The organism is Sphingobium sp. FG58 (assembly GCF_057809055.1).
This window is the reverse complement of sequence record NZ_JBMDJF010000047.1, coordinates 1-2,474: the sequence shown is the minus strand read 5'-3', so window position 1 is coordinate 2,474 and position 2,474 is coordinate 1. Positions and strand designations below refer to the sequence as shown.

The 2,474-nt window shown below is 62.9% G+C and carries 3 protein-coding genes; all 3 read right to left on the bottom strand.

Going from position 1 to position 2,474, the window contains the following annotated elements:
• Positions 1-25: 25 nt before the first annotated feature.
• From tnpC to ACODR8_RS19850, 3 genes are read right to left on the bottom strand one after another with little or no spacing between them, the layout of a single operon-like run.
• Positions 26-1,642 (bottom strand): IS66 family transposase, encoded by a 1,617-nt coding sequence (gene tnpC / locus ACODR8_RS19860; RefSeq protein ID WP_489008843.1) that lies wholly within the window; start codon positions 1,640-1,642, stop codon positions 26-28.
• Positions 1,643-1,701: 59 nt separating this feature from the next.
• Complete coding sequence (gene tnpB, locus ACODR8_RS19855) at positions 1,702-2,049, bottom strand: IS66 family insertion sequence element accessory protein TnpB (RefSeq protein WP_037490083.1); 348 nt, start codon at positions 2,047-2,049, stop codon at positions 1,702-1,704.
• Positions 2,046-2,375 carry a transposase gene (locus ACODR8_RS19850; RefSeq protein WP_489008842.1) on the bottom strand — a complete coding sequence of 110 codons (330 nt, stop codon included), beginning with the start codon at positions 2,373-2,375 and terminating at the stop codon, positions 2,046-2,048. The genes tnpB and ACODR8_RS19850 overlap by 4 nt, the downstream gene beginning before the upstream one ends.
• Positions 2,376-2,474: the final 99 nt, after the last annotated feature.

Sequence of the window (2,474 nt, the reverse complement as noted above, 5' to 3'; positions counted from 1 at the left end):
GTATGCATCCGGTGAGAACCGCGGATCAGGCCGCTTGGCGTTGATCGTCTGTGGCGCGCCAGTTCCAGGGAAGCAGTTCGTGGAGACGGCTCTGTGGGATGTCTGCGATCTGCGCGAGAACATCGGCGAGCCAGGCCTGGGGATCGATGTCGTTGAGCTTCGCCGTGCCGATGAGGCTCAACATGAAGGCCGTGCGTTGACCCCCGCGGTCTGACCCAGCGAAGAGCCATGATTTTCTGCCAAGAGCTATGCCCCTGAGCGCTCGTTCAGCTGCGTTGTTCGTGAGGCAGATGCGGCCGTCGCCGAGGAAGGCAGTAAATGCAGGCCATGCCTTGAGCATGTAATCCATGGCCTCGGCCACATCGCTGTTCTTCGATAGCTTTGACCGGTTGTCGCGCATCCATTCTTCCAGATCGGCAACCAGCGGTGCGCTGAGTTCCTGCCGAAGGGCGAGACGCTCCTGTGCCGGTCTGCTGTTGATGGCGCGCTCGATGTCGAAGATCACGTCGATACGGCGGACCGCCTCCACCGCCAGCGGCGAGATGACCGGCGCTTTCTTGCGGCGCTTCTTGAGCTGCGCGGCGACATCGGCCAGCTCGAAGAAATAGCGGCGCGCATGGCTCCAGCACAGGGCGCGGGTCAGTGGCGCTGGCAGTCTGTCGGCGTGGAACAGCGCATTATATCCGGCATAGGCATCGGCCTGGAGAATGCCTCTCCAACTGCGCAGATGGCTCACAGGATGTTCGCCCCGCCGGTCACGGGAATAATGGAAGATCGCCGCTGGCGGTGCCGGTCCGCCAAAAGGTCGATCATCCCGGACATAGGTCCAGATCCGGCCCGTATCGGTCTTGGTCTTGGCCAGCACTGGCACCGTCGTATCGTCGCCATGCAGTCGCTCTGCGGCCAGGACATGCGCCTCGATCAACAGATAGAGTGGCATCAGCGCAGCGGTGCAGGTGCCGACCTGGTCGGCCAGGGTCGAAAGGCTCAGTTCCACGCCCTCGCGGGCGTAGCGGTCACGCTGGCGGTTGAGTGGCTGATGCGCGCCGAACTTCTCGAACAGCAGCATCGCCAGGAAGCTGGGGCCAAATAGCCCGCGGGGCGTCACATGGAACGGCGCTGGCGGTTGGGTGATCTTCTCACAATCCCGGCAGGAGAACTTCTCCCGCACGGTCTGGATCACCTTCCACTGGCGCGGCACGACCTCAAGTGTCTCGGTGATATCCTCACCCAGCTTGCACAGCCGATCCGAGCCGCAGCAGGGGCAGGCATCGGGCGAAGCGATTACAACGCGCTCGCGTGGCAGATGTTCGGGCAAGGGCTTGCGCGCGGGCCGCTTGCGCTCGAACGGCGCGACATTGGTCTTCGCTGCCGCCAACGCGGCCAACGCCTCGTCTTCGCTGGCAGCGGTCTCGCACTCCTCGAACGTCAGCTCCATCTGGTCGAGCAGATGGCGCGTGCGTTCGGATCGCTGACCAAAAAGGGTGCGGCGCATCTTCTCGTTTTGCAGTTGGAGAAGGGCGTTGCGGGCTTCCAGGTCGGCGTTGATCGCCTTTATGCGGGCGACTTCAGCGGCGACAGCCTGGGCTGCGGCAAGCTGCGCGCGAAGGCTCTGGATCTCTGCTTGCGCCGCGTCACCCATGCCCAAAGGCATAGCAGAAAAGCACCGAAATCTCTAGCTTTTTAGCTCTCCGGCATCGATTATCCGGCCAATGTCGGCCGCCAGGTTGCTTGCGGATTACGCCAGTCGATCGCCTCCAACATGCAAGCCAACTGGGAGGCGGAGATGGCAATTACCCCATCTACAGCCGATGGCCAGATATACTTCCCCCGCTCCAGGCGTTTGGCATAGAGCGACATGCCAACGCCATCATGCCACAGGATCTTGCACAGGTCGCCACGGCGCCCTCGGAAGACATAGAGATCACCGGCATGGGGATCCCGCCTGAAACTCTGCTGCACCTGCAGGGCCAGGCTGCGCATGCCGCGCCGCATGTCCGTGTGCCCCGTTGCGATCCATATCCGAACGCCTGAGGGTACAGGGATCACGGCTTGACCGACCGCAGCACTGCCGACACCAACCCAGGCGAAGCGCCAGCGGGAATACGCACGATCGCCCGATCAAACTCGACGATAATCGCCGATCCCATGACCGGCACCGGGTCAGTCTGCACCTGCACCTCGGCAAAGCCCCGTGCTGCCTGACCCATCTGCCGCCGCCATCTGTAGATCTGGTTCGGCCGTAGGTCAGCACGGCGGGCAATCTCCGCCACGTTCGCCCCGGGAGCCGAAACAGCCGCGACCAACTCGCGCTTCTGCTGGTCCGTCCATACTCGCCGCCGCTCCGGGCCTGAAATTACCGTGATCTGAGTCATCGCACCGTTCCTAGTATCGGTGCAAACACCGGCGCTTGCACCGGTGCCATCTCGAAATATCAGCCAATCACCGCAAGGCGGCCCTCACCGGAGCGATAC